This is a genomic window from Providencia zhijiangensis (assembly GCF_030315915.2).
GTDB lineage: Bacteria > Pseudomonadota > Gammaproteobacteria > Enterobacterales > Enterobacteriaceae > Providencia > Providencia zhijiangensis.
Window position 1 is genome coordinate 2,901,577 of the sequence record NZ_CP135990.1, and the last position, 26,010, is coordinate 2,927,586.

The following is a 26,010-nucleotide window of genomic DNA, read 5'->3' on the forward strand; positions in this document are numbered from 1 at the left end:
GTCGAACCAATCCTAAATAATGGCGTTATTCTGAAGGGGAATAAAATAAAAAGCGAGGAGAGAAAATGACACGCAGTCACAATGCTATTCATTATGCTGCGCACCATTAATCAGTGATTAACGCTATTTGAAAATTAAACCAGCTTAGCGATTAAGCTATCTAAATCACCTTGCAGGAAATTCACTGGTGGAATTTCAATGACGGTATACGCCCCCGCAGGCTGTTTCATGGTTGCACGTGCGGCAGATACCATAAACTGCGACGTTAATGCAGGGTTATTGATACGCATTGAGTATTCGAATAACTGATTGTGTGTCGCACCAGAAACCCCTTTATGGGTCATTTGAACGCCGTGTCCCACATCTTTTAATGCATCAATGCTATCCACTTGGCGAATATGCGTTTCATCGGAAGAGAAATAACTATCTTGCTTGATTGCGCGCACCACATCATCAAACTTTGCACCCGCTTCCAGCTCAACATACACCATACGACGATGGACGCCAGTACCTAGAGGGATGGTGACTGAAAGTGCATCTTTCACGCCATCAACTGCTTTCGCCGCAACGCTATGCCCCATACTCATACCTGGGCCAAAGTTAGTGTAAGTCACCCCTTTTGGTGCCATTGCCAGCATCAGCGTACGCATGATGGAGTCTGAACCCGGATCCCAGCCTGCCGATACAATTGACACACTGTTATGCTTCTTCGCGACGCTATCAAGCTGGTGTTTTAATGCCACGATATCAGAGTGCACATCGAAGCTATCTACGGTATTAATCCCTAGGCTTAAGATTTTCTCTGCTAAAGTTCCGATAGCACGTGTAGGGGAACAAAGTAACGCAACATCCACGCCATCTAATTTTTCGATGTCATCAACCACGTTATATCCGGCTAATTCCGCTGGAATATCTTGGGTATTACGACGTACAATTCCGACTAATTCGAAATCATCAGCGGCTTGAACAGCTTCTAGTGCATAACGACCAATATTGCCGTAACCCACTATTGCTGTTTTAATTTTTGTCATTGTGACTCCTCGGTCATTCTGATGTCATATTTCAAATACAAGATGCATATCAATAACAAATTTATATAGATTAAACAAAGCTTAATTATCTAAAAAGTTCCGGCTTTTATTACTAGGTTACTTTATCAATTAGAGGTAGAATCCGAGCAAATCTCGTTCTTTTCTCTAATTTCAACGAATACAAAGGTTCTTAATGCATCAGCCCGATGTCACTGAGAGGTCACTCTATTCCCTCAGTTGGCCAATCTTTATTGATATTTTCCTTCATTTGGCCACCTTATTAATTAATACCTACATGGTGAGCCATGTATCGACGGCCTACCTTGCTGCAATGGGGGTCGGGAATCAGGTTTTTGACCTATTTATTACTATCTTTAACTTTATTAGCGTGGGATGTAGCGTCGTTATCGCCCAATATCTGGGGGCAGGTCGCCGTGATAAAGCCAGCCAAGCGATTCATATTTCCATCGCCTTTAACTTTATATTAGGTTTCTCCAGCGCCTTAATTGCGCTCTTTTTTGGCTACAAAATTCTGACCATTATGAATACCCCATCCCACTTAATGGATGATGGGTACGCATATTTACACATTTTGGGTATCTGTTTAATTCCAGAAGCGATCTCCATCATTCTCGCGGCTTGTTTACGCGTTTATGGTAAAGCTCAGCCAGCGATGTGGGTCACTCTGATTGCCAATATCATTACCGTGATTGGTAACATGATTGTGCTGTATGGCTTCTTTGGTTTACCGCAATATGGTCTGGAAGGCGTTGCATGGTCAACGGTGGTTGGACGCGTTGTGGCAGTCATTTTACTGTTCTGCCTGCTGTTCTATGGGCTAAGAATCAAATTTACCCCAATGATGCTGATCCGTTGGTCCAGTAAAATGCTCAGCAAAATCCTGCATATTGGTTTACCTGCCGCGGGCGAAAACTTGGTGTGGATCCTGCACTTTATGACCGCATCCGCCTTTATCGGCTTAATGGGTGAAACTGCCCTTGCTGCGCAAACCCTCTATTTCCAACTTTCGCTATTTATTATGCTGTTTGGAATTTCCATTAGTATTGGTAATGAGATTATGGTCGGGCATTTAGTGGGCGCTAAGCGCTTTGAAGATGCCTATCGCCGTGCGTTTAAGAGTTTGAAATGGGGCTTTTACGTCACTATCGGCGTGGTGTTTGTATTCTGGTTATTCCGCGCACCCATCCTCGAAAGCTTAACGGACGATCAAGGCATCATTCAGTTATTGCTGCCAATTTTCTTATTATCCGTATTCTTAGAGCCGGGACGTACTATCAACATCGTCATGGTAAACGCCCTTCGCGCCTCTGGTGATGCGAAATTCCCATTATTAACCGCCGTACTCTTTATGTGGGGGATCGCCATTCCATTGGGCTACTTCCTTGGCATAAAAATGGAAATGGGGTTAATCGGTATCTGGATTGGATTCTTTGTCGATGAGTGGGTTCGCGGGCTCACCAATGCGTGGCGCTGGCGTTCACGTAAATGGCAAAGTAAACGCCTCGATTTAGAAAGCTAAGCTCTCCGTATCCTACCTATGAAAATAGGTAGGATTTTTGTGATCGGCATCATATTTAAAAATATTTACCCCAAACAAATCATATTAGAGATAAATTTTCTCTCTCATCCCCATTTATCCATAAACATTGTGAAGTTTTTCTCCGTCCTCTTCATTAGAATAATTCCATCACCACATGACTTTTAGGGATATCACCATGGCAACGCAAACTGAAGAACTTCTCTGGCAATATTTTATCAATGCCGTCAAACAAGACGTTAAACCTGCTCTGGGTTGTACTGAACCCATTTCCCTTGCTTATGCAGCGGCAAAAGCAGCGTCTTATCTGTCATCGCCAGTGATCCGCGTTGCCGCATTTGTTTCCCCTAATCTCATGAAAAATGGTATGGGCGTCACCGTTCCGGGAACAGGAATGGTGGGATTACCGATTGCCGCGGCGCTAGGCGCAGTGGGCGGTGATGCCGACGCTGGGTTAGAAGTATTAAAATCAGCATCACCTGAAGCAATTGCACGCAGTAAAGCGATGCTCGCGGACGGTTCCATCACCGTTGATATTAAATCCCCTTGTGATGATGTTGTTTATTCAGAAGCGACAGCCTACAGCGACAATGATTCTGCCACGGTGATCATCGCAGGCTCTCACACGCATATTGTCAAAATTATCCATGGAGATCAGGTTCTGTTCGATATTACTGAGAATAAAACAGAAACCCGGGATCCCGTTGATTGTGGTACCGATGTCAGCTTACCGAAAGTCACTGCTAAAGCGGTTTATGAGTTCGCAACTCAAGCACCATTAGACGATATTCGTTTCATTCTTGAAGCCGCACACTTAAATGATGCGTTATCTCAAGAAGGTTTGCGCAATAGCTACGGCCTGCATATTGGTAAAACGTTGCAGGCTCAACGTGACCGCGGTTTATTGTCCAAAGATTTATTATCCGAAATTATGATCCGCACAACGGCAGCCTCTGATGCACGTATGGGCGGTGCGGTATTGCCCGCCATGAGTAATTCCGGTTCCGGTAACCAAGGTATTGCAGCTACTATGCCGGTCGTTGTGACCGCAGATTATCTGCAATCTACCGAAGAACAGTTAGCTCGTGCGCTGATGCTCTCCCATTTAATGGCCATTTATATTCATAACCAACTGCCTGCGCTTTCTGCATTATGTGCGGCAACCACCGCAGCAATGGGTGCTGCTGCTGGGATTGCATGGTTATTGGAAGCTCGCTATGAAGTGGTCGCAATGGCAATCTCAAGCATGATCGGCGACGTCAGCGGCATGATCTGTGATGGGGCATCCAACAGCTGTGCAATGAAAGTCTCCACCAGTGCGAGTGCGGCATACAAAGCCGTATTGATGGCGCTAGATAATAGCTGCGTAAGAGGCTCGGACGGAATTGTGTCGGATGATGTGGATCAGTCGATTGCGAATTTGTGTTCGTTGGCGGCGGGCTCAATGCGGCATACGGACATTCAAATAATCGAAATAATGTCCTCCAAAGCTCGCTAATTCTTCGCTCTTCGAGCTGTCGCTGTGTTGGTTGCACTCGTTAAGGCTAGTCACATACTTATGTATGCTCCTAGCCCTTAACTCGATTACCGCCTTGCGACAACTCGAATATCTTTGAATTAGAATCTTCTGTTAGCTTCTTCTTTGTTTTTATTGAGTTTTTATTGCGTTTTTATTGATTTTCTAGTGCGGCGAATTTTTCGCGAATTTCGGCTTCGGGGAGATCGATGCCGATGAAAACGAGGACGCTGCTGCGCGTTTCATCTTCGCCCCAATCTCTATCCCAATCGGCGCTATACAGGCGCTGGACACCTTGGAATAATAGGCGCTTTGGCTCGTCGATAATGGACAAAATTCCCTTATAGCGTAATAAATTATCTGCAAAACCGAGTAATAAATCTTCCATCACTTGGGAGACGGCCATCAACTCTACAGGGTAATCAAACTCCAGCACAATCGACCCTACTTCATTTTGCTGCTTAGGCGCGAAACGGAACGTCGGTTGCTTAACATTGAGTTTTGAATCCAACAAAAAGCCTTCAATATCTAGCAGCAAATCTAAATTAATATCCCCATGAACCACTGGATAAATCGGTGCTCGGGCATTAATGCGCTGCAAACGCTCAATCAACGCATCAGTATTTGGCTCAATATCGGTTTTGGTGAGAAGGATTCGGTCAGCATAACCAATTTGCGCTTGGGCAATGGCGAAATCATTAAGCTGCTTATCGGCATGAACTGCATCCACCAAAGTAATAATGCCATCCAATAAATAACGCTCGCACAGCACTTCATGAGAGAAAAATGTTTGTGTAATCGGACCTGGATCGGCCATACCCGTACACTCAATCACTAAACGCTCAAAATCGAGTTTGCCGCTGTCTAAACCATCCAATAAATCCAACAGCGCATTTTCTAATTCATTAGAACGACTGCAACAAATACAGCCATTACTTAAGGTGGTGATTTGCGTGGCACGGTCGCCAATCAACGCATTATCGATAGGAACTTCGCCGAACTCGTTTTCGATCACGGCAATTTTATGGCCATGCTCCGCGTTGAGAATGTGGCTCAATAGCGTGGTTTTTCCTGCCCCCAAAAAGCCCGTTAAAATCGTTACATTGATTGGTTTCATTATTGCCCTCATCATGCCATTCATTGATAAGAAAGTTCGTTAACAGCAGCGAAATCCGCCTTTACCATTGCCGCCGTAGCGAGCATCTTGTCGTTCACGAAAAAACTCTTTATAGGTCATCACAGGTTTATCGGGGTGATTATCTTTCATGTGCTGCACGTAAGTATCGTAGTCGGGGATCCCCACCAGCATACGCGCCGCCTGCCCTAAATATTTACCAGTTTTACCCAAGTTTCCAAACATAACCATCTCCAAAGGCAAAATGCCCGACACTGCATTTTCGTACAATGTCGGGCTTCCCTTACTGTTTCGAGTGAAACTTAACTCGATGCATTATTCTGCTCTTAGTGTGAAGATGACACTTTCACACCCTCTTTAGGAACAGGAACATAAGGGGTTTCTTTATCTGTACGATTTGGGTTTTTATGGGCTTTCATTCCCACACGGATACCGTAGAAGATAATACCGTAAACCACCACTAAGAACAGAATACTCAGACCCGCGTTAGTGTAGTTATTAATAATAATGTGATTCATATTAGTAATTTCTTGTGCCGTTAACTCAGCACCACCCGCGGCGATTTTCTCTTTGTAAGATTTCGCTAAGTATAAGAAACCTTCCAGTTGAGGATTATCGCTGAATAATTTCAGTCCCAGAGCCCATGTGGTACAGATTAATAACCATACCGCTGGTAACACAGTGACTAAGATGTATTTACTGCGTTTCATCTTAATCAATACAACCGTACTCAGGACTAACGCTACCGCTGCCAGCATCTGGTTGGAGATACCGAACAGTGGCCACAAGCTCTTAACGCCGCCCAGTGGGTCAACAACGCCTTGATACAGTAAATAACCCCATAAACCTACGCATCCAGCTGTACCGATGATCCCAGCAAACAGAGAGTCGGTTTTCTTCAGGAATGGCACGAAGTTACCCAGTAAATCTTGCAGCATAAAGCGGCCAGAACGGGTACCCGCATCCAGTGCCGTTAAGATAAACAGTGCTTCAAACAGGATACCGAAGTGATACCAGAAGCCCATATTGGCAGCAGGCATAATTTCGTGGAATACAAATGCAATACCGACAGCTAAGGTTGGCGCACCACCGGCACGGTTCAGAATCGAAGGTTCACCAATATCTGTCGCTGTTTGCATAATTTGTTCAGGGGAAATCACAAAGCCCCATGAACTGACCGTTGCTGCTGCATGAACAGACACATCTTTCAGTTGCGCCATAATTGCCGCGCCATCAGGGCCACCCAGCTCATGCAGGTTAGGCATAGTGATACCTAATGCTGATGGTGGAGTGTTCATTGCAAAGTACAGGCCTGGCTCGATGATAGAAGCGGCCACTAGCGCCATGATAGCCACGAAAGATTCCATTAACATCGCACCGTAGCCGATGTAACGCGCGTCTTTCTCGTTCGCTAACAGTTTTGGCGTCGTACCTGAAGAGATTAAGGCGTGGAAACCGGATACAGCACCACACGCAATGGTGATAAACAGGAATGGGAACAGTGTACCTTTCCAAACAGGACCAGAACCATCAACAAACTGCGTCACCGCTGGCATTTTCAGTTCAGGGTTAAGGATAACAATACCCACTGCTAAACCAACGATAACCCCGATTTTCAGGAATGTAGCTAAGTAGTCACGAGGCGCCAAAATCAGCCATACAGGCAGTAACGCGGAAACAAACGCATAACCGACTAAAGCATAAGTAATGGTTGTATCTTTAAAGGTCAGTGCTGGGCCCCAGTAAGGGTCGTGTGCAATCACACCACCAAACCAAATAGAAGCGACTAACAGTGCAATACCGATAACGGCAATTTCACCCACACGTCCCGGTCGGATATAGCGCATGTATATCCCCATAAAGAGTGCAATCGGCACAGTGGAGCAAACCGTAAAGACACCCCATGGGCTTTCTGCCAGTGCTTTAACCACGATCAGCGCCAATACGGCGAGGATGATGATCATAATTAAGAAGCAGCCAAACAGTGCTAGCGTACCTGGGATTGGCCCCAATTCTTCTTTAACTATCTCACCAAGGGATGCACCGTTACGGCGTGAGGAGATAAACAGCACCATAAAGTCCTGTACCGCCCCCGCAAGGACAACCCCTGCCAGTAGCCACAATGTTCCCGGTAAGTAACCCACCTGAGCCGCCAATACTGGTCCAACTAATGGACCCGCCCCTGCGATAGCCGCAAAGTGGTGACCAAACAGAACGTTTTTATTGGTTGGAACATAGTTTAAGCCGTCATTATTAATGACCGCTGGTGTAGCACGCGTTTCGTCCAGCTTCATCACTTTTTTAGCGATATATAAGCTGTAGTAGCGATAAGCAATCAGATACACCGCCACTGATGCGACGACGATCCATAATGCACTAATGTGCTCGCCGCGTCTTAGCGCGACAACCCCTAAACAGATTGCACCGATGATCCCGAGGATCATCCATGGAATGTGTTTTAAAATACCATTTTTGTTCATAGAACACCCTTCTGAGGTAGAACGAACATGCCATTAATACGTAATTACCGTTTATTAAACTGCGAAAACGTTGTTTTTAGTCGTTTTCGATGAATAACAAATGATTTTTTAATAGGCAGTGGTTGAATGATTTTGAATGTGAAAAATTGAGTTCTGCCATAGTGGGTATGGTAAGAAATTACTATCAGGAAAAGCGAAAAGTTACCTTGAGTGGTGGCATACAGAATTAAGCGGTTAGTTTTTTGCAGTGAATGGTTTTCAAGCGTCGCCCAACCCTAAAAAAATGTGATCTGAGTACCAAATATTTTCTATTTCAATAAGTTAAGTAATTTTTAAAATCATGTTTAAATTGTGACTTTTGTTAAATCCCAGAGGGTAATACATGAATAAAACGCTAATTCCCCCCCTTGAGCGGATTAACAATTTCTTGCCATTCTCCCCCAATCCACCAGCTATGTTCTCCGTCGGTTTGCCGCTCACACTTCTCGCCGACCTTGGCTTTACCGTTTTCGAATGGATATGCACAATCATAAATCGGCTCAATCACAATCTCTCCAGTTTGTGCGTTGGCATAACCTATTTTTTCCCCCTGACGAATTCGGTATAGCCCTTCACTCGCAGGGTCAAGACCATTATCAAAATAGTAAAACTGATACACTTCATTATCCTGCTTATCCACGAGCCTGATGCCACCTTTTGTATATACGCTTCCTTTAAGGCAATACAGGAAAGGTGAAGAAGGTTCAAAGCAGCGGATTTTTTCGCTTTCTTCTTCCGCCATTAACTGAAACTGTTCTTCGAGTGGCATGGCAGCTGCCATTGTCGTCAACACAGAACTCATCAGCATGCTTTTTATTAGTATCGCTTTCATTCGTAAAGGCGCCTCTCATTTTATTAGACGCCCAGCATCCCTTAAAGCATTCCTAATGGGTATCAGATAATCACGCAATTCTTTTCTATGCGTCTTTTTCGTTCGCACTATTTTTCACTAAGAATAACCCAACCAATAAAACATTAACTTATTAATAAAATTAAAAACAAGACTAAAAAATTATGAAATTAATATTTTCCTTTTAAATAACAATAATTAGATAAAACTAAAAAATAGTTACATAGGAAATTATTTTTGAAGCAAATCACACTAAAAGAACATTATTCATACATTAATAACTCAAAGGCGTTATTGTTAACTAAATGATGATTGAATGTTAATTTCAATGAGGATATGAAATGAGCACACAAAAATATGACTATATTATTGTCGGTGCAGGCTCCGCAGGTTGTGTTCTCGCCGCACGCCTGATCCAAGAAACCCAAGCTCGCGTGCTACTTATTGAAGCGGGCGGTTGCGATAACCACATGTTTATCCGTATGCCTGCTGGTGTAGCAAAAATTATTGCCCAAAAAAGTTGGCCCTATGAAACCGAACCAGAACCTCACGCCAACAACCGCAAAATGCAAATTGCTCAAGGTCGCGTGCTCGGGGGCAGCAGTTCAGTCAATGGCATGATCTACATTCGCGGGCAAAAACAGGATTATGATAACTGGGAACAAAAGTACGGATGCGAAGGCTGGGGTTATCAAGATGTCCTACCGTGGTTTAAAAAAGCCGAACGCAATGAAAGCCTAACCGGGGAATACCACGGCACTGAAGGACCTCTTCCCGTCAGTGAAAACCGTTATCGCCATCCACTTTCTATGGCATTCATTCAAGCGGCTCAAGAACATGGTTTACCTTACGTTAATGACCTTAATGGAGAGAGCCAACAAGGAACCAGTTTCTATCAAACCACCACACACAATGGGGAAAGAGCAAGCACCTCCAAAACCTATTTGAAATCAGTGGCAAATAGCGACCGTTTAACTCTCAAACTTAATACCCAAGTTAATCGCATTATTATCCGCGATGGGCAAGCGGTTGGCGTGGCTTACCAAGGTAAAAATGGTCACGAAGTCGAAGCCCTAGCGCGAGAAGAAGTGCTAGTTTGCTCCGGCGCAATGGGATCAGCGAAGTTATTGATGCTCTCTGGTATCGGCCCTGAAGAACACCTTTCTTCTTTAGGGATCAAAACCGTAACGAATTTACCCGTGGGCAAAAACTTTCACGACCATTTGCATATGTCCATCAACGTCACCACCAAAGAGCCCATCAGCTTATTTGGTGCCGACCAAGGCTTTGCCGCTATCAAACATGGTTTTGAGTGGATGGCATTTCGCAGTGGGCTACTCGCTTCTAACGTTTTAGAAGGAGCCGCCTTTAAAGACAGTTGCAACCAAGGTCGCCCAGATGTGCAAATTCACTTTTTACCTATTTTAGATAGCTGGGATGATGTACCGGGAGAGCCGCTACCTGCCGCTCACGGTTTTTCACTGAAAGTCGGTTACTTACAACCTAAGTCTCGCGGGGAAATTTTACTGCGTAGCCAAAACCCGCAAGATCCGTTAAAAATTCACGCCAATTACTTAGCTGAACCAGAAGATATGGCAGGTTGTAAACGTGCGGTGAAATTCGGTTTAGAGGTATTAAGCCAGCCATCATTGCAAGCTGTCAGTAAAAATACATTGATGCCGCCAGCCCAAGTTCAGCATGATGAGGAGCAATTAGAAGAGTTTGTGCGTAATTTCTGTAAAACGGTTTATCACCCTGTTGGCACTTGCCGTATGGGAACCGATACCGCAAATTCCGTCACGGATTTACGTCTTCGCGTTCATGGGATCAACAAACTACGTGTGGTGGATTGTTCTGTGATGCCAGAAATCCCAAGTGGCAATACCAATGCGCCAACCATCATGATTGCGGAACGCGCAGCCGCGATGATTATTGAAGATAGGCAATAATCCCCCTAAAAAGCCCCCCGCCTAAACCCAGCATGGCGGGGGATAATCACTAGCCTGTTACTTTCACTCGATCCGCCGCCGTTTTTGCCATCTCTAGGGCTTGCTCAATCGAATCTCCGACCGCGAGCGCCACACCTAAACGACGCGTTCCTGCTATTTCCGGCTTACCAAATAGACGCAATTGAATATCAGAACCAAGTGCCTCATGAATGCCCGAAAAAACTACATTCCGGCTATGCAGCTCTGGTAAAATCACGGCCGATGCGCTAGCCCCATACTGGCGAACAGTGCCAATCGGTAAGCCTAAGAAAGCGCGGACATGTAATGCGAATTCAGATAGGTTTTGAGAAATTAACGTCACCATGCCTGTGTCATGAGGGCGAGGAGAGACTTCGTTGAAAATGATCTCATCGCCACAGACAAACAGCTCCACACCAAATAAGCCGTATCCACCTAAAGCGGTGACAATTTTCTTCGCCACATCCTGCGCTTTTTGCAAAGCAATGTCACTCATCGCTTGCGGCTGCCAAGATTCGCGATAATCGCCTTTCTCTTGGCGATGCCCCACTGGTGCGCAGAAATGCACACCGTCTGCCGCGCTAATGGTTAATAAGGTAATTTCAAAATCGAAATTCACCATTTTTTCAACAATCACGCGCCCTTGACCTGTACGCCCGCCTTCTTGGGAATAATTCCACGCACTATCAAGCTGCTCCGCGGAGCGAATGATGCTCTGCCCTTTCCCCGACGAGCTCATGACTGGTTTTACAATGCAGGGAAAGCCAATTTCATGGGCTGAGGCTTCAAAATCCGCTTTCGTTTCCACGAAGCGGTATTCAGAGGTTGGGAGCTGTAGCTCTTCAGCTGCTAAACGGCGGATCCCTTCACGGTTCATGGTTAAGTAAACCGCATTAGCAGATGGCACGACTTTTTGACCTTGCTTTTCGAGTTCCACCAACGTTTTGGTGGCAATCGCTTCAATTTCAGGCACGATAAAATCCGGTTTCTCGCTCGCAACAAGTTGGCGTAGTGCTTCACCATCCAACATATTAATGGTGTAGCTACGATGAGCAACATGCATCGCGGGTGCGTTGTCATAGCGATCCACCGCAATCACTTCAATACCCAAACGCTGGCACTCAATCGCCACTTCTTTACCTAACTCCCCCGAACCGAGAAGCATAACTTTTGTCGCGCTAGAACAAAGTGCAGTACCTAATTGGCTCATGATAATGACCTTATATCCCCAGAGATAAATGCTGCTACATAAAAGATAATGTCTAAAAAGATGGCAGGGATTATATACGCAATCGTTTGCTTTGACCATGATAGAAGCGCAGCCTGCTGACGATATTCTCCATAAACAGGCTAATTGATTAAAATCACAGGTTAAATTTGAGGAGGTTCATCTCGCCCGGTCACATAAGGTTGGCGGCGCGCACCTTTGCCATAGCGTTTATGAAGCAGCGCTAACACGCAAAACAGTAGGCCAATCCAAATCAAGGTGAAGCTGACACCTTTGACCCAATCGAAAATTTCATTAAACAGGAAAACGGCTAACAAGAATTGAATTGTTGGCTCTATATATTGTGCTAAACCAATCACCGTTAATGTGGTGCGTTTAATCGCTGCCGTGAAAAAGAGTAATGGAATAATTGTCACAGGTGCCGCCAACATGTACAGCATTTTGGTTTGCCAATCACCATTTTCTACTGCACTCATTCCATGTGCGGATAACCACCATGTAATACCTACCGCTAGGGGTAATAACCAGAGCGCCTCTAAAAACAGCGAGGTGATAACATCAAAACGAATAAATTTACGGATCAAACCATAAACCGCAAAGGCGCTCCCCATCACTAACGCTAAAACGGGCAGTTCCCCATATTGAATAATTTGGTAGGCAACACCGGAGAAAATAAACACCACAGCGAGTTTTTCTGCAAAAACTAAGCGCTCTCGCAAAAAAATCACCCCAAGCAAAATGGAAAATAAGGGATTAATAAAATAACCCAAGCTCGCAGCCAGTACTTGTCCATGGGTTAAAGCATAAGTGAAGGTTGTCCACGACACCGCCATAATCGAGGAGCTAAAAAAACATAGTACAATTGAACGTTTATCTGCCCACACTTGTTTCCACAGGGATTTATTCTTGATAAGCAACCGAATAAAAAATAAGAACGGAAGAGACCAAATCAATCGTTGCGCCAGTAATTCCATGGCTTGAGCATCTGGAAGTAACCGATAAAACAGCGGGGTTATCCCCCAAAGAATATAAGAAAAGATAGCTAATGCTACCCCGGAACGCAGCAACATAATTTATCCGTATGAAAGTGTGGTTGATTTTTCTTCTCTATAATACGCCAATAACGGAAAGATAATAGGTTGAAGTGCAAACTATCACTAAGGTTATCGACCAATTTATTCACACTAAACACTTTTATTAATGATATGAAAACCTATAGTGCAATATCTTTTAAGGAAATCATTACGTGTATTCACTCATTTTTTTTAGAGTGCATTGCAATTTTACGGAGCGAATTTTAATAACTTCATCACAAAACATAAAAACAGATAAAAAATATCAAGGCGGATGATTAATTAAATTTCATAAAATTGCTAATAGTGCTTTTTATGACTAACATTTTGCGATATTATTACTTAGCTAAATAACATTATTTTCATGTTATCTAGAAAACATAATAATCGTAAGACAAGCTTAAAACTCTATCTTGTTACAAAACATTAAACAGATGTTACGTTTTGACACATACTTTAACTTTTGTTTCTTTTTTATATTAAAATTAGGCTAGTACTTTTTTTAATATCAATTACGTTCAGCAATAATCTATAAAAAAGAATAGTTGGAAATATATTGCCATTTTCATCGGTAAATTATTCTCATTCTATTAAACTACGTTAATTTGAATGTCAAATCCGTTTAACAGGAGTTTGGTGATGAATAACGCCATTCATGTAATCGTTGAAAACGATAATGTCTTTAAGAATAAACTGAAATCAAAGATGGAATCTTTAGATTTTATTTTTAAATTCTATAATGACGAAGAGGTATTTATTAGTACTTATACTTACCCTAAAGAAGAGAATGCAAAGGATTGTGTTTTATTATTCGTAGGCAATAACTCAAGTCATATTAATAAATTAAAAAACCTTACTCAATCTTTAGCCGTTGTCCCTGTTATCGTCATCGCAGAAGAACCTTCCGCGGCACTATGTAGAGACTGTTTCAAGGCTGGGGCCTTTGATTTCTATGCATTTCCATTTGATGACAGAGTGTTTCTAAGCGCTATTCAAGGAGCTAATGAACACTTTGATAAACAAAATGAAAATCATAAAAAATATATCTATTTAGCCGATAAATTCGACCGTCTTTCTGCAAGAGAGCGTGAAATCATGGACATGATTTTAGACGGGAACACCAGCAGAGAAACGGCTGAAAAACTATCATTATCACCAAGAACCGTAGAAGTACACCGTTCAAATATTTATACAAAACTAGGAATAAAATCACTGCCTCAATTAATCCAAGAGTATGAATATATTAATACTTATTCTGCAAACGCTTAATTATCTTTATTCACCAGACACCCTTCCTGCCTAATGGTTTATCAAAAAACCATTAGGCATTTTTTCTTCCTCGAGATCATCCAGAAAAATACAATTAAATTTAGATTTTTATTTAGATAACGATTTAGTTTAATCATTTAACTTAACTATCCACTTAACTATTCGGCTAACTATTTTTCACTATCAAACTTAGCATAACGATTATGCATTCTATTTCGCTTTATTAATTCATCACCCTAAAATAACTATTTTTTAATCAATAGTGGAAAATTAAATAAATTGCACTATCATTTTTATACAAGGAAACTGTTACTCTAGTTATTAATAACAAAAATCGCATTTATAGCTAAATATAAGATTAATATATTTAGTTTAAAATAAAATATAAACCTATATATATCCCCATAGCCATTTACTCTAACTGTGAGTATGCGTATTCACTGAAATAAAAATCTATAACGTCAAATTAAAACCAATTCCTAAAAAAAAGCGTACTGAGATCAACATACTTATCGACAAGATAGGTTGATAATCTTAGCTCTTTTTCATTTCTTCTCTTTCGTTTCGCTGCAAGGCGTGACTGAGCCCGCAATCAATATGCATTGATAGTGGGCTTAGTGATTACCGTAAGGCTGTGTGATTTGAATGCTTCGAACGTTTTCAGCATTGCTGCTGAAAATCAGTAGAAGCTTTTTTTATTGGCAGGACTGTTTTTATTGACGGAACTGTTTTTATTAACATAGCTATAGCTTGTATTCGCGAATATCAATCTGATACTGCTTCAACTTGCGCCACAGTGTCGTACGTCCCATATTTAACGCTTGATGCATCTCCTGAATTTTTCCGCCGTAAGCCAGTGCGGCTTCGATAATTAACGCTTTTTCCACTTCATGAATGTTCAAGTCATGGAACAGATTATGTCCGAGAGTCTTCTCTGAAAGTTTTTGCCAGTAAAAGTGACACTTCAACTTTTCACTGATTTCTCGCCCTAGGGTAAGAGTGAGTGCTAACAATATATTGCTGCTGGTTGGCTCCCCACGTAACACCAACGTGGCTAGCAACCGCGTTTCATCATAAATAGGGGCAAAATAATAAGTATGTCCTTGTGAGTTAATCGGCTGGTCATCTAACGAAGTGACCTGCATTTGAGAGAATATCCAAGATGGCAACATAGCGCCGCTGTCTGATTTACGGTTAGACCATAAGGTTTGACCATATTTATCCAACAACATTCCTTCAATGTCGAAATCATGGATAGGTGATAAGCCACTTGTGATAGCTTCACTTGCCAGTTGTATCAATAACTCCGGATTAATGGAGCATGAAGATTTTTCTGTAAGCTGTGCGAGTTTGGGAATTGTAAAATCAATAGTCATAATCAGCCTTATTCTTCGATAAGTATTCTCTCTGATTATGTCAAGTTGTCAGTTAAGTTTTATATCCTAGATCAAGTTATGATTTGATAGATTTTGGCGGGATGATATAGATCAAGTATTTGAAATATAGAAAAAACCCAAAACAGTGGGTTATATCGAAAAAAGCCTGCGAAAGTGATCCGCAGGCTAAATTTTGAGCCAGATAATAGCCTATTTTTTATTCGCTAACAACGGTGCCCCACAGGTCATATTCATCAGCATGCTCAATCAGCACTTTAACGATATCCCCTGCTTTCACATCAAACTCGCCATTAAGGTACACCATGCCGTCAATTTCTGGCGCATCGGCCATACTACGGCCTACAGCACCTTCGTCATCGACCTCGTCGATAATAACTAAAAGCTCGCGACCCACTTTCTCTTGTAAGCGCTGAGTGGATATCTCTTGCTGAAGCTGCATAAAGCGATGATAACGTTCTTCTTTAATCTCTTCAGGGACTTGATCAGCCAGTTCATTCGCTTTTGCGCCTTCAACTGGGCTGTATTTAAAGCAACCGACTCTATCTAATCGCGCTTCTTGTAAGAAATCCAATAGCATCTGGAAATCTTCTTCTGTTTCACCAGGGAAACCAACAATAAACGTCGAACGCAATGTCAACTCAGGACAAATTTCACGCCAACGTTTAATACGCTCTAACGTTCTTTCTACCGCACCCGGACGTTTCATCAGTTTTAAAATTTTCGGGCTAGCGTGCTGTAATGGAATATCCAAATAAGGTAATACTTTACCTTCGGCCATTAATGGGATCACATCATCAACATGTGGGTATGGATAAACGTAATGCAGACGAACCCAAACGCCCATAGACGCTAACTGTTCACATAATCCAACCATGCTGGTTTTTACTGGCTGACCATCCCAGAACCCTGTACGGTGTTTAACATCCACACCATAAGCAGACGTATCTTGAGAAATCACCAGTAACTCTTTCACACCTGATTCCACTAAACGTTTGGCTTCATTTAGTACATCGCCAATGGCACGGCTATCTAAGTCACCACGCATTGAAGGAATGATGCAGAAAGTGCAACGGTGGTTACAGCCTTCCGATATTTTTAAGTAAGCGTAATGTTTTGGCGTTAATTTTACGCCTTGCTCTGGGACTAAACTAAAGAACGGATCATGCTCTGGTTTTGGCACATAGTGGTGAACGTGATTTAACACTTGTTCATAACTATGTGGGCCCGTAATTTCTAATACCTTCGGGTGAACTTCACGGATTTGGTTCTCTTTTGCGCCCAGGCACCCTGTCACAATCACTTTACCATTTTCGTTCAACGCTTCGCCGATAGCTTCTAACGATTCTTGAACGGCACTATCAATAAAGCCACAGGTGTTCACGATAACCAGATCGGCATCGTCATAGCTAGGAACGACTTGGTAACCATCAGTACGCAGCTCCGTTAAGATACGCTCTGAATCAACGAGATTTTTTGGACAGCCAAGCGAAACAAAGCCAATCTTTGGCACTGAATTCGTATTTTGCGACATAGCTCACTTCTTTATTGTGTTATAGATGTTTTTTTAAAAAATGGGCTGGATTTTACCTGAAGTATAGCGGGAATTGTATATTTTTTTGGCGGTGGGAATGACAAAACGGTTACTTGTGCAGTTAATCCTATTGATGCCGATAACATTATTTAACACACTAATAATGAGATATTTCTAATGAAGAAACTACTGCTCCTATCCATACTTTTTAGCTCATCACTCTATGCCTCTGAAGCTGATGTTGGAAAAGTATGTAAAGCAGCTTCCGCTGCAATGTTTGGTCGTGATCATAAAATCATGCAATTAGAGAAAATTGAATCTGCAGTTGCATATGTACACTACATCAGACCTGTTGACGGAACACAGTGGGCAATTAAGTGCAAGCTAATAGGTAATCAAGTGATGTGGGCATCTAACAACCCAGATAGTATCGGGCGTTGGAGAGATGATCCATTAGATGAAAAGGTATTTTATAACGTTAAAGATGATCAACTCAGTATCACCGAAATGTACAGTGATGGCTCAAATATAAAAAAAACCTATCCTGTAAAAGAACTTTAATTATTTCAGTGATAGTCATGCAATCATAGAAAGCTGTTGATTTACTAATTGCAAAAATGAGAAATGGCATTTCGAGCGAAATCCCCGCGCCATTTCTAGCGCAGGGATTTCACTCAGAAAAACAGCAAAGATTAGCGGTTAATTGAGCGGGCGATACGGGAATAGGTGTGCCTAACACCACGGATTACAATACTGTAATTCAAAATATTCTCTGGCAAGGCAATGCCGTTATAACCTGAGTCACCAATATGATGTAAATCTGTTCCTGCCATTTTGCACATTAAAGCAATCTGGCGGATGGTTTGCAGATCAGCCCCTTCTTGGGACGTGCCAATCGCCGTCATGGTCATCACTCGCTGAGAATGGCAATAACTCACCATTTTCTGCACAAATTCCGACGATATTCCCGGAACGGTTCCCGGTGCTGGCAATAAAATAATATCCGCACCGCTCTCTATAAAGGAATGAATATCCTCTTTGGTAATTAATTGCTCAGCAGACGCATTGAGGACTCCCGCTGCATGCATTTTCCCCGTAATAAGAACGATATCTTCCCCCACCACCGCTTTGAGTTCTTTGAGGCTTTGGTTGATTTCTTGGTTAGTGACACCATTACCCGGATTCCCTGTCAGGACAATAATATCTGCCCCCATCTGTTTTAATTTCAAGGCATTTTTGACAGTGGCCAAACGCCCTTCAGAAATTTTCCACTGTTTATCTTGATGGGGATTATTAAACCCTGCAGGAACAGGTTCCAAATTCACGCCAATTGCACGTCCTGTTAAGTGCTTTAAGGTACGGATAATGTCATCGGGTGCAATGCCTTCTGGTAAACCTTGCATCACAGGATTATTCACATCAAAAACATTCAATAGCAAAATATCTGCACCTTGGCTTGCTGCCAGTTCCGCATTAGTGACGTTCATCAAGACGGGCTGAATAGTCCCGATAGTTTCACTCACCAGTAATCGCCCTTCGCTGGCTTTAATCGCTTCTAGTAAGTTTTTCTTGTTCATTTTTGCAATTTCAGAAGCGGAACAATCCAAATAACGTTTTTGCATCTCCAGTACCTCGATTTTATACCTAATAAATACCGATCAACGTTTCGACTATAGCATGTGAAACCCACTACGGTGTCTGAAGCAAATCACCTTTCTAACACTTATTTTTTATCACTAAAAAAGAAAGCATTAACACTTTGATTAATATTAAATTTAAATATATTCATAGTAAGGATTGGATATAAGCCTAAAACATTCTGCTTGTTTTTGATTAATAGTAATGATTATCATTATGCTTCTAACTTCATTCAGGTAAGGATGTCACAATGAAATTCGCTTATCAGGCAGCCGTTTCGGGCTTAGCCTTATTCTCTCTATCCGCCTTTGCTCAAGAGTATCCTCTCGGTCACCCAGTCATTAAAAACGGCATGGAAATTCAAGGTGTTTATTTACAGCCTATCACCATGGACACCGAAGAAGGTCATCACAAGATGGCTCACCTGCCAGCGGATAAAGCCGACGTTCACTTAGAAGCCGACATCCACGCCGTAGAAGATAACCCGAACGGCTTTGCAGAAGGCGATTGGATGCCTTACTTAACTGTCGAATATACCGTCACCAAGCTGGGCGATAAACCACAGACTCAATCAGGCACCTTTATGCCGATGGTAGCGAGCGATGGTCCTCACTACGGTGAAAATATTAAACTGGATGGTAATGGTAAATATCGCGTTACTTATAAAATTTACCCACCTTCACACAATCAACAAGCTGCTTTCGGTCGCCACATTGATAAAGAAACTGGGGTTGCGCCTTGGTTCGAACCGTTTGAAGTCTCTTGGGACTTTGACTATGCCGGCATAGGTCGCAAAGGCAGTTACTAATTTTTCAATGATGCGCTGAGGGCTTTCGCGGGGGTAATATTCCGCGCGAGCCCTTTTTCGCTAGTAAGGAACTCTCTATTTTCAATAAGTTTGAGCCAACAATGAAAACACTACTCAGCTTTTTACTGGTTTTTATTTGCGCATTACTTCCACAATCTGCCTTAAGCGCCGAAAAATATACCGTTGAATTAGAAATGAAAAATGGGGATTTAATCCCTCGCGTTCTGGAAGTGCCAGCAAAAACCATTATTCGTATCAAAATTACCAATACCGGCACTGAACCCGCAGAGTTTGAAAGCCTGCAACTGCGCAAAGAAAAAGTATTAGCCCCCGGTGCCAGTTCCGTGGTGGTCATTGCACCGTTAAAACCAGGTAGTTACACATTTTTCGACGATTTCCATCTGTCACATCCAAAAGGCGAGATCATCGCTAAAGAGTAGGACTCAACATGGGACAAGTTCTCTTCGTAGTTTGGCGCGAAAGTTTTGAAGCGCTATTAGTTATCGGCATCATCTATGCGTGGATCAAACGCCACCCTGACGCTCGCAATGGGATGAAATTCCTCTGGGGCGGAGTTGGACTGGGTATCGCCATGTCCATCTTACTCGCACTGCTGATTTACGGCGTATTCAATGTCCTTGATGACACTGGACAATCTATTTTCATGATAGTCATGGAGATCCTCGCCTGTATCTTGATTGTTCAAATGGTCTATTGGATGAACAAAAGCGGCGGCTCGATGAAAAAAGAGCTGGAATCGGGTATTAATCGTAATGCAGAACACCACAGTTGGTGGGGCGCAACCTTGATTATCGCTATCGCGATTGCCCGTGAAGGCAGCGAAATTGTCGTTTTCCTTTCCAGTTTCATCATGTCGTTAACCGCTGAAAATGCTAACGAATTTATCTTTGAAGTTGCCGCGGGTGTCGTTATTGCAGGTATGACGCTGTACGCCTTCTTACTCACTAACCGCATTATTTCGTGGAAAATTTTCTTTAAAGTCACTGGCGTGATTTTACTGTTCCTCGCCCTCTCCTTATTGCTCAGAGGCGTCGAAGAGATTTCAAACTTAATGATTGAGTTTGACTATCCAATTCCTGAATTTTTAATCTACCCAGCATGGGATACCAGCGCATTACTGGATGACTCCGGTGTGGTTGGCAACTTTATCTCATCATTCTTTGCATACCGTTCACAGCCAATTTGGCTCAGTGTCATCACCTTTGTTATCTATTGGGTTGTGATCCTCGCACTGTTTGTTTGGAGCAAAAAACATGCCGCTAAACGGAACTTACAAAATGCGTAAAATCACCCGCATAGCCATTAGCGTAATCGTCGCGTCACTCGTGGCATCTACCGCTTATGGCAAAGCCCTGCGCTCCCCTGTGCAAACAGGGGACAATATCATCATTGCTAAAGGGGATATTCCTACCCCTGAGAAATATCAGCCCGCCATTAAAGAATACTTATCCTTCGTCAACAAGGAGTTAGGTGAAATGGTGGTGCAATTAGAAAAACTCAATCAAAGTGTGCAAAAAGGCCAATTAGCGCAGGCGAAAGCGGCCTATATTCAAGCCCATCAGCACTATGAATCCGTGCGTCCGGTCATTGTGTTATTTGGTAATACCGACCGAACCATCAACCCTCGTGCGAATTATTTTTTGGATAAAGAAAAAGATTACCGCTTCGTGGGATTTCACTTGGTTGAATACCTTTTATTTTCCAAACAAGATCTCAAAGCGGCACTGCCAGCATCTGATGAGCTGTTATTAAAAGGGAAAGATTTACAAAAACGTGTCCTGACCGAAACCATTGAAATTCCGAAATTGGTGCAAGCCTCCGCTGATTTTATGGAGATGATCCTCGAAACAAAACTGTCGGGACAAGAGAATATTTATAGTCTCTCTGACCTGTCGGATATGGCGGCAAATGCCAAGGGTTCTCAAGCCATCATCGAGGTTATCAGCCCGTTTATTGAATCCAAGACCCTTGATCAAATAAAAGAAAATGATCAGAAAATTAATAAAATAGTGCAGTCATATCAATTAGCTAAAGGTCAATACAAGCCTTACAGCCAACTAAAACAACAAGACAAAATGGCGCTCTATTCCCTGTTAACGCAACAAGCTGAACTGCTCGCCACATTACGCGCTCAGTTAGATGTTGATGTTTACTATAAATATTAAGGCATAAATTTATGCAAGCTAAACTAAAAAGCGAGTCACAACCTTTGGGATTTTCTCAATCTAAAGTATCTCGCCGCCATGCGCTAAAAACCTTAGTCATGGGAGGCGCAATCCTCGCCGCCCCAGCTCTCAGTGCGAAAGCATCCATTGCGGATTGCGAGCTGACTTATGACAAAAGCATCAATTATTTAGGTTCACACCAAGCGGGCGTGTTAACCCCAGAACAGAAAAATGCCTCGTTTATCGCTTTTCGAATCACGTCGACGACTCTTGATGAGCTGCAAACGCTGTTCACTGTATTAACTCAACGCATTGCCTTTCTGACCCAAGTACAAAAATCTACGCCGAATCAGAATGATAAAATGCCGCCCGCAGAGTCTGGGATTTTAGGTACGCTTATTCAGCCTGACGCCTTGAGTGTCACGGTCTCCTTGGGCGATAGCTTATTCGATTCACGCTTTGGATTAGAAAAGCTTAAGCCGAGCCAATTGGTGGAAATGACCAGCTTCCCGAACGACCGTTTAGAAGACAAATGGTGTGGTGGTGATGTGGTGCTGCAAATATGTGCCAATAGCCAAGAAAGCGTGATTTATGCGCTGCGCGATATTCTCCGCCACACTTCACCTTATTGGTTCCCACTCTGGAAAATCGATGGGTTCTTACCCTCAAGGGATATTGATAAACGCTCTACTCCAATTAATTTATTTGGCTTTAAAGATGGTACCGGTAATGCGCCAGCCGACGACAGCAAATTAATGGATGAGCTGATTTGGGTCACTGAAGACAGCAAAGAGCCAGCATGGTGCGTTGGTGGAACCTATCAAGCGGTTCGCTTAATTCGTTTTAATCTTGAATTCTGGGATAGAACCCCGCTGGAAGACCAAGAAAATGACTTTGGGCGCCATAAAACAACTGGCGCACCAATGGGCATGAAGCACGAAATGGATGACCCTGCATTCGACAAAGATCCTCACGGTGACCGCGTCTTATTTGACTCCCACATGCGCCGTGCCGAACCAAGAAACCCAACGCGCCACACCGCTAAGTTACGCCGCCGCAGTTACAGTTACTCTCTTGGCTTAACCGATAATGGCGCTCTGGATATGGGGCTGATTTTCGTTTCATATCAAAAGAACTTAAAAACCGGCTTTATTGATACTCAAAAACGGTTAAATGGCGAACCACTGGAGCGCTATATTAAACCATTTGGTGGGGGTTACTATTTCGTTTTACCCGGCATTCAATCCGAGCAAGACCAACTCGCTAAAGGGTTATTTGCCGCGCTGAAAGACGCTAAATAGAACCATAAAAAAAGACCCCGAATATTATTTCGGGGCCTTCAGCTTCTTCATCTACAGACTGATTTTATTATCTTCTTATTTTTTGCGATCCTTCGCGTCTTGCTCAACTTCCTGTTTCCATTCCTCTGATATTGGTGCGGCATTCTGTTTGGCTTCTACGGCTTTATTGACCGCTTTATATGCCTTATCGTAGCCTGTGCCATCTTGAACATAACCTGTGGCATTAGAACTCTTAATACCAATATTATCCGCAGCCGTAATTGCATCAATATTGGCACCTAAGAAAATAAAGTCCCACTTATCTTCAACTTCTGCAGATTTAATCATAGATTTAATCTTAGCCTGACTATATTTGGTGCTACTGTTCTCTTCACCATCAGTAATAATCACAAACAAAACATTATTGTTCTTGGTGATTTTTCTATTCTCACGCATTTTCACCATGGTATCGCCAATGGCATCTAATAAAGCGGTATTGCCACCGACAGAATAGTCATCTAGCGTGAGGTTTTTAACTTTATCAATGGGTTCTCTATTGTGTAATAAACTGGTTTTATTATTAAACAACACAGTGGTAATAAAGGTTTTACCCGATTTATTTCTATTTTCTGTCAGTACGCTGTTATATCCACCGACAGTGTCAGATTCAAATCCTGACATAGAACCGCTTTTATCCAAGATAAACACCAAGTCTAATACTTCAGAATCTTTAACGGGTTCAACAATGGATTTAGCGCCAGAGACGCTGGAAAAAAAGAGTAGGAATACAGCAGATATTGCAGTAAAAAATGAAGTCTTAAATAAATTCATCACTGAGCCTCTTTATAATATTATCCTAACGAAACTATCTCTTAGTTTCCGTGTTTCAACGGGATATCACATAAGATTACTCTGCTTAATTTATAAGCAAATTCTTAATTATAAAGACGCTCAAATAAACTTAATGGAATAGACTTATCTTATCCACACACCATAATTTCTGAGTTTGTTAATTTCTTTAATAAACCCATTCAATTTTATATATTCCTCAGCCACATTGCTGGAAGGACTTTCAGTATACGTTTCCACTAACTGAACAGTTAATTGATGATATTGTTTATTTAAGTCTTGATGAATATCGACTTTGTTCGCATTTTTCAGCGTTTCCGTTAGCGCGATAATCTCATTCGCCACCGATTGAACCTGTGGATCACGGAAAGCCGCTTGAGGAATTTGATAACTTAAATGCTGACTAATCGAATTATTCTCTTCATTTTGTGGTGAATTAGGCACTAAATTTTGATCGTGTTCGTTAGCAAAATATTCAATTAACTCTGATTGATCAAAACATTTTGATTTAATATCTTCTTGCTTGTATTGCTTATTTTCTGCCCCCGGCAACGCTTTGCCAATTGGGTAAGTACAACGGAATAAATTGCCATCAATCACCACGGCATTACTGCTTTTAATGGGTAAACTTAATTCGTGCCCATAAATAGTGACATTTCGCAGCGCTGGCTGATAACCCTTATATTTATCTTGCTCGGTATACACTTCCGAGAACGTGTAATACACCCCTTGATTAGGGTTTAGGATCCCACCGGAATTATGTTCAAACACCATAAATTTGGTGACATGACCGGCATCATCTTCAAGCGTATGTTCACCGCTAGCTAATGATACTGAGCCATACTGGCTAGGTTCGACCTGATAATCTTTACCGTCCACTTTAAAGGAAATCGTGTTTTCTGTCGGATTGCTATAATAAAACTTTCCTTTATTTCCCATAAGATCGAGATCACCACAGGCAGTAATCAATAGCATTACTGTCGTGAGCAGGCTGACTTTCAATATAGCTTTCATGTATATCCTCAACATATTACACATCAAAAAATAGACCAAAAAATAAACAGTCAAGGGTAGTAATCTTATTCATCTCAATAAAAATAGTTTTACGATTAGTGCTTAATACTTCTTACTTGTTGAAAATCAAACAATCATGATGAACTATAAAAAATCTGATATAGAAGTACCCTGTAAAATTAAGATTGATGAGTAGGCGTACGACGTAATGCTCTAAATAATAGCTGAAAAACGGATTCCATCATTGGCGTTAGCATTTGGTTATTACGCATTAAAGATATTGAGCGCATTAATGCGGGTTGTTGTAGCTGTAAAACTTTTAGTTCCGGATCCCGTAAATGCACCGTGTATAACTGAGGTAAAATGCCAATCGCTAATTTCGATCTTACTAATCCATATAAGGTTTCAATATAATCGACTTGATAACGCGGATTAATATTAAAACGATTACTTTCAATTGTTGCGCTCACTAGTCGATTAATATTTCCTTTCGAAAACATGGCAATATCACGGTTATTTAACAGCTTCCACGGCAGATGAAATGCATTATCTGAAATAAATTCATCACGGTGGATCACCGCCACAAAGGGGTCATCTTGCAAAGGATATAAAGTTAATTCGGCAGGAACGGAGCTATCCAATACACCTACCCCAAAATCAATTTCGTTATTCACTAATTTACTCACTAATGCGTCATTCGTTTGGTCATAGAATTCCACATTCAGCTTAGGAAAATGTTGCTGTAATTGTTCAGGAATAATCGGGAATAATAACGAACTGACAGAAGGAACCAGCCCAATACGCAATGTGCCATCGCCCCCCTCCTCGATAATTTTTTGAATATCACTGAAGCCTCGGTGGGAGACACTTAAAATACGCTCCGCATGCGGTAAGATTGCGGCGCCTAGCTCCGTCAATGTTACTGACGCTGCCGTGCGGTTAATCAACTTACCGCCAATCACAGTTTCAATCTGCCGTATCGCGCTGCTCAATGCAGGCTGACTCACCGCTAAGCGATTTGCGGTTTCGGTAAAATGACGCAGATGCGCAAGAGTCACAAAATATTGCAGCTGCTTTAATGTTAATGCCGGAAGGCGCTGCCATGGCTCAGTCATTGTATTTCCTCGCAAATTGGATCGTCATTCTTATCATGATGCGCTT

The 26,010-nt window shown here is 42.3% G+C and carries 23 protein-coding genes; 10 read left to right on the forward strand and 13 right to left on the reverse strand.

The features are described from left to right. Nucleotides 1-134: 134 nt before the first annotated feature. Nucleotides 135-1,031 (reverse strand): diaminopimelate dehydrogenase, encoded by an 897-nt coding sequence (locus QS795_RS13250; RefSeq protein WP_154627581.1) that lies wholly within the window; start codon nt 1,029-1,031, stop codon nt 135-137. A 193-nt stretch (nt 1,032-1,224) separates the two neighbouring features. On the opposite strand from QS795_RS13250, the gene QS795_RS13255 reads away from it, so the two are divergent. Both QS795_RS13255 and QS795_RS13260 read left to right on the forward strand, forming a co-directional pair. After that, nucleotides 1,225-2,571 (forward strand): MATE family efflux transporter, encoded by a 1,347-nt coding sequence (locus QS795_RS13255; protein ID WP_154602402.1) that lies wholly within the window; start codon nt 1,225-1,227, stop codon nt 2,569-2,571. 196 nt (nt 2,572-2,767) lie between these two features. Further along, entirely contained in the window at nt 2,768-4,087 is a 1,320-nt protein-coding gene (locus QS795_RS13260; protein ID WP_286271958.1) for an L-cysteine desulfidase family protein, read from the forward strand. A 172-nt stretch (nt 4,088-4,259) separates the two neighbouring features. Here QS795_RS13260 and yjiA read toward each other — a convergent pair whose 3' ends face one another. The 4 genes from yjiA to QS795_RS13280 all read right to left on the reverse strand — a co-directional run bounded on the left by yjiA (nt 4,260) and on the right by QS795_RS13280 (nt 8,591). Continuing rightward, on the reverse strand, nt 4,260-5,222 hold the full coding sequence (gene yjiA, locus QS795_RS13265; protein ID WP_286271960.1) for a GTPase: 963 nt from the start codon (nt 5,220-5,222) through the stop codon (nt 4,260-4,262). A gap of 39 nt (nt 5,223-5,261) precedes the next feature. Further along, nucleotides 5,262-5,465, reverse strand: coding sequence for a YbdD/YjiX family protein (locus tag QS795_RS13270; RefSeq protein ID WP_154602399.1), 204 nt, complete (start codon nt 5,463-5,465; stop codon nt 5,262-5,264). Between the two features lie 101 nt (nt 5,466-5,566). Beyond that, nucleotides 5,567-7,720, reverse strand: a complete 2,154-nt coding sequence (locus QS795_RS13275; RefSeq protein ID WP_154602398.1) for a carbon starvation CstA family protein — start codon at nt 7,718-7,720, stop codon at nt 5,567-5,569. Between the two features lie 394 nt (nt 7,721-8,114). Further along, nucleotides 8,115-8,591, reverse strand: a complete 477-nt coding sequence (locus QS795_RS13280) for a WG repeat-containing protein (protein ID WP_154637772.1) — start codon at nt 8,589-8,591, stop codon at nt 8,115-8,117. A 359-nt stretch (nt 8,592-8,950) separates the two neighbouring features. On the opposite strand from QS795_RS13280, the gene QS795_RS13285 reads away from it, so the two are divergent. Beyond that, nucleotides 8,951-10,558 carry a GMC family oxidoreductase gene (locus QS795_RS13285; protein ID WP_286271964.1) on the forward strand — a complete coding sequence of 536 codons (1,608 nt, stop codon included), beginning with the start codon at nt 8,951-8,953 and terminating at the stop codon, nt 10,556-10,558. Nucleotides 10,559-10,607: 49 nt separating this feature from the next. Here QS795_RS13285 and purT read toward each other — a convergent pair whose 3' ends face one another. Together purT and rarD are read right to left on the reverse strand one after the other, a co-directional pair. After that, a complete protein-coding gene (gene purT / locus QS795_RS13290) occupies nt 10,608-11,786 on the reverse strand; it encodes a formate-dependent phosphoribosylglycinamide formyltransferase (RefSeq protein ID WP_286271965.1) in 1,179 nt (392 codons plus the stop codon). Nucleotides 11,787-11,947: 161 nt separating this feature from the next. Further along, the gene (rarD, locus tag QS795_RS13295; RefSeq protein WP_154602394.1) at nt 11,948-12,874 is read right to left on the reverse strand and encodes an EamA family transporter RarD; all 927 of its coding nucleotides are present in this window, start codon (nt 12,872-12,874) and stop codon (nt 11,948-11,950) included. Nucleotides 12,875-13,516: 642 nt separating this feature from the next. On the opposite strand from rarD, the gene QS795_RS13300 reads away from it, so the two are divergent. Next, nucleotides 13,517-14,146, forward strand: a complete 630-nt coding sequence (locus QS795_RS13300; protein WP_286271967.1) for a response regulator transcription factor — start codon at nt 13,517-13,519, stop codon at nt 14,144-14,146. A 743-nt stretch (nt 14,147-14,889) separates the two neighbouring features. On the opposite strand, the gene QS795_RS13305 is transcribed toward QS795_RS13300, so the two are convergent. Both QS795_RS13305 and rimO read right to left on the reverse strand, forming a co-directional pair. Then, nucleotides 14,890-15,522, reverse strand: a complete 633-nt coding sequence (locus QS795_RS13305) for a helix-turn-helix domain-containing protein (protein ID WP_286271968.1) — start codon at nt 15,520-15,522, stop codon at nt 14,890-14,892. A 217-nt stretch (nt 15,523-15,739) separates the two neighbouring features. After that, a complete protein-coding gene (rimO, locus tag QS795_RS13310; RefSeq protein WP_154600113.1) occupies nt 15,740-17,074 on the reverse strand; it encodes a 30S ribosomal protein S12 methylthiotransferase RimO in 1,335 nt (444 codons plus the stop codon). 177 nt (nt 17,075-17,251) lie between these two features. Between rimO and QS795_RS13315 the strand changes: the two genes are divergently transcribed. Then, nucleotides 17,252-17,635, forward strand: coding sequence for a hypothetical protein (locus QS795_RS13315; protein WP_286271969.1), 384 nt, complete (start codon nt 17,252-17,254; stop codon nt 17,633-17,635). Nucleotides 17,636-17,766: 131 nt separating this feature from the next. Here QS795_RS13315 and QS795_RS13320 read toward each other — a convergent pair whose 3' ends face one another. Continuing rightward, entirely contained in the window at nt 17,767-18,696 is a 930-nt protein-coding gene (locus tag QS795_RS13320) for a DUF7916 family protein (protein WP_286271970.1), read from the reverse strand. 266 nt (nt 18,697-18,962) lie between these two features. On the opposite strand from QS795_RS13320, the gene QS795_RS13325 reads away from it, so the two are divergent. The 5 genes from QS795_RS13325 to efeB all read left to right on the forward strand — a co-directional run bounded on the left by QS795_RS13325 (nt 18,963) and on the right by efeB (nt 23,007). Next, a complete protein-coding gene (locus tag QS795_RS13325) occupies nt 18,963-19,520 on the forward strand; it encodes an iron transporter (protein ID WP_036955660.1) in 558 nt (185 codons plus the stop codon). 101 nt (nt 19,521-19,621) lie between these two features. Further along, nucleotides 19,622-19,960 carry a cupredoxin domain-containing protein gene (locus QS795_RS13330; protein ID WP_036955670.1) on the forward strand — a complete coding sequence of 113 codons (339 nt, stop codon included), beginning with the start codon at nt 19,622-19,624 and terminating at the stop codon, nt 19,958-19,960. Between the two features lie 8 nt (nt 19,961-19,968). Next, complete coding sequence (locus tag QS795_RS13335) at nt 19,969-20,826, forward strand: FTR1 family iron permease (protein ID WP_286271971.1); 858 nt, start codon at nt 19,969-19,971, stop codon at nt 20,824-20,826. Then, the gene (locus QS795_RS13340) at nt 20,819-21,706 is read left to right on the forward strand and encodes an EfeM/EfeO family lipoprotein (protein WP_286271973.1); all 888 of its coding nucleotides are present in this window, start codon (nt 20,819-20,821) and stop codon (nt 21,704-21,706) included. Before QS795_RS13335 ends, QS795_RS13340 begins: the two co-directional genes overlap by 8 nt. An 11-nt stretch (nt 21,707-21,717) precedes the next feature. Then, complete coding sequence (gene efeB / locus QS795_RS13345; RefSeq protein ID WP_286271975.1) at nt 21,718-23,007, forward strand: iron uptake transporter deferrochelatase/peroxidase subunit; 1,290 nt, start codon at nt 21,718-21,720, stop codon at nt 23,005-23,007. Nucleotides 23,008-23,082: 75 nt separating this feature from the next. On the opposite strand, the gene QS795_RS13350 is transcribed toward efeB, so the two are convergent. The 3 genes from QS795_RS13350 to QS795_RS13360 all read right to left on the reverse strand — a co-directional run bounded on the left by QS795_RS13350 (nt 23,083) and on the right by QS795_RS13360 (nt 25,964). Beyond that, nucleotides 23,083-23,817 (reverse strand): vWA domain-containing protein, encoded by a 735-nt coding sequence (locus QS795_RS13350; RefSeq protein WP_286271977.1) that lies wholly within the window; start codon nt 23,815-23,817, stop codon nt 23,083-23,085. A 144-nt stretch (nt 23,818-23,961) separates the two neighbouring features. Next, nucleotides 23,962-24,849 (reverse strand): hypothetical protein, encoded by an 888-nt coding sequence (locus QS795_RS13355; protein WP_286271978.1) that lies wholly within the window; start codon nt 24,847-24,849, stop codon nt 23,962-23,964. A 179-nt stretch (nt 24,850-25,028) separates the two neighbouring features. Continuing rightward, on the reverse strand, nt 25,029-25,964 hold the full coding sequence (locus QS795_RS13360; RefSeq protein ID WP_286271979.1) for a LysR family transcriptional regulator: 936 nt from the start codon (nt 25,962-25,964) through the stop codon (nt 25,029-25,031). Nucleotides 25,965-26,010 lie beyond the last annotated feature (46 nt).

Excerpts from the sequence above, each read along its gene's own strand:
- QS795_RS13335 (WP_286271971.1), top strand. The coding sequence starts at position 19,969 with ATGGGACAAGTTCTCTTCGTAGTTTGGCGCGAAAGTTTTGAAGCGCTA.
- QS795_RS13280 (WP_154637772.1), bottom strand. The coding sequence starts at position 8,591 with ATGAAAGCGATACTAATAAAAAGCATGCTGATGAGTTCTGTGTTGACG.
- QS795_RS13250 (WP_154627581.1), bottom strand. The coding sequence starts at position 1,031 with ATGACAAAAATTAAAACAGCAATAGTGGGTTACGGCAATATTGGTCGT.
- QS795_RS13300 (WP_286271967.1), top strand. The coding sequence starts at position 13,517 with ATGAATAACGCCATTCATGTAATCGTTGAAAACGATAATGTCTTTAAG.
- QS795_RS13270 (WP_154602399.1), bottom strand. The coding sequence starts at position 5,465 with ATGTTTGGAAACTTGGGTAAAACTGGTAAATATTTAGGGCAGGCGGCG.
- QS795_RS13360 (WP_286271979.1), bottom strand. The coding sequence starts at position 25,964 with ATGACTGAGCCATGGCAGCGCCTTCCGGCATTAACATTAAAGCAGCTG.
- QS795_RS13355 (WP_286271978.1), bottom strand. The coding sequence starts at position 24,849 with ATGAAAGCTATATTGAAAGTCAGCCTGCTCACGACAGTAATGCTATTG.
- efeB (WP_286271975.1), top strand. The coding sequence starts at position 21,718 with ATGCAAGCTAAACTAAAAAGCGAGTCACAACCTTTGGGATTTTCTCAA.
- QS795_RS13340 (WP_286271973.1), top strand. The coding sequence starts at position 20,819 with ATGCGTAAAATCACCCGCATAGCCATTAGCGTAATCGTCGCGTCACTC.
- rimO (WP_154600113.1), bottom strand. The coding sequence starts at position 17,074 with ATGTCGCAAAATACGAATTCAGTGCCAAAGATTGGCTTTGTTTCGCTT.
- QS795_RS13305 (WP_286271968.1), bottom strand. The coding sequence starts at position 15,522 with ATGACTATTGATTTTACAATTCCCAAACTCGCACAGCTTACAGAAAAA.
- QS795_RS13350 (WP_286271977.1), bottom strand. The coding sequence starts at position 23,817 with ATGAATTTATTTAAGACTTCATTTTTTACTGCAATATCTGCTGTATTC.
- QS795_RS13285 (WP_286271964.1), top strand. The coding sequence starts at position 8,951 with ATGAGCACACAAAAATATGACTATATTATTGTCGGTGCAGGCTCCGCA.
- yjiA (WP_286271960.1), bottom strand. The coding sequence starts at position 5,222 with ATGAAACCAATCAATGTAACGATTTTAACGGGCTTTTTGGGGGCAGGA.
- QS795_RS13330 (WP_036955670.1), top strand. The coding sequence starts at position 19,622 with ATGAAAACACTACTCAGCTTTTTACTGGTTTTTATTTGCGCATTACTT.
- QS795_RS13315 (WP_286271969.1), top strand. The coding sequence starts at position 17,252 with ATGAAGAAACTACTGCTCCTATCCATACTTTTTAGCTCATCACTCTAT.
- purT (WP_286271965.1), bottom strand. The coding sequence starts at position 11,786 with ATGAGCCAATTAGGTACTGCACTTTGTTCTAGCGCGACAAAAGTTATG.
- rarD (WP_154602394.1), bottom strand. The coding sequence starts at position 12,874 with ATGTTGCTGCGTTCCGGGGTAGCATTAGCTATCTTTTCTTATATTCTT.
- QS795_RS13255 (WP_154602402.1), top strand. The coding sequence starts at position 1,225 with ATGCATCAGCCCGATGTCACTGAGAGGTCACTCTATTCCCTCAGTTGG.
- QS795_RS13325 (WP_036955660.1), top strand. The coding sequence starts at position 18,963 with ATGAAATTCGCTTATCAGGCAGCCGTTTCGGGCTTAGCCTTATTCTCT.
- QS795_RS13320 (WP_286271970.1), bottom strand. The coding sequence starts at position 18,696 with ATGCAAAAACGTTATTTGGATTGTTCCGCTTCTGAAATTGCAAAAATG.
- QS795_RS13260 (WP_286271958.1), top strand. The coding sequence starts at position 2,768 with ATGGCAACGCAAACTGAAGAACTTCTCTGGCAATATTTTATCAATGCC.
- QS795_RS13275 (WP_154602398.1), bottom strand. The coding sequence starts at position 7,720 with ATGAACAAAAATGGTATTTTAAAACACATTCCATGGATGATCCTCGGG.